The sequence below is a fragment of the Vibrio sp. 1288 genome, assembly GCF_033344475.1.
Genome location: NZ_JAWPOX010000522.1, coordinates 1 through 701 on the forward strand (window position 1 = coordinate 1; position 701 = coordinate 701).

The 701-nt window shown below is 43.7% G+C and carries 1 protein-coding gene and 1 pseudogene; both read left to right on the top strand.

Annotated features, from left to right (window positions below; translation table 11 throughout):
• Positions 1 to 118 precede the first annotated feature (118 nt).
• On the top strand, positions 119 to 535 hold the full coding sequence (locus R8O11_RS27780) for a hypothetical protein (protein WP_318194942.1): 417 nt from the start codon (positions 119 to 121) through the stop codon (positions 533 to 535).
• 49 nt (positions 536 to 584) lie between these two features.
• Positions 585 to 701, top strand: a pseudogene (locus R8O11_RS27785) (DedA family protein); the annotation flags it as partial.

A 701-nucleotide genomic window follows, 5' to 3' on the forward strand; every position in this document is an offset into this window, starting at 1 on the left:
CTGATTAAGTCCAGCGTTATATCAAACTGAGTGGCTAAAACCACGAGGCGAGAATTTCGATTGCAAATTCTCGCCCTCAGAGTTAAAAGTACGTATTACTGTGATGTAGGTGAACGTTGTGCGTGCTCTTCTTATTAGCTTTTTCGGGCTATTTCTGAGCTTATTGGCGGTTTCTGTCGGCCAAGAATCAACGTCGCCTGAAACTACTCACCACTACACCGTCGGCAGTGTGTTTTATGATGAAGACGCACAAGTTTCCGAAACGCCACTAGCACCACCTTTTCATTCGTTGGCTAGCCTGTTAAATCGCAATGCACTGCGAGTTCATGATTCAAAATCAGAGCTTGATGAGCTCGATATCGGTTGGTTCGAAACGTTGGCTCCTCATTGGAACCGCGCCTTATCAGAAACGCCATATTTGAACGCGGGTCTGACGGCTTTCCTTGGTCTTGCGAAAGACTTCTCTCATTCAAAATATCAAATTGGAGATGGGTTAGGCTCTAATCTTATCTATCGGTTTATTCACGCTCGATAGTCCTAAGCATCTACCTTGTTGTTATTTAGTGATGTTTAGGAGCTTTTTTATGTTTGATTCAATGATGGGCGTCTTGCTTGCCTTTTGGCATCAAGACTTTTCTGCACTTATGGCGCCAGGAAGTGCAGGGATTATTTATATTGTCGTGGCGACATTAATCTTTTTG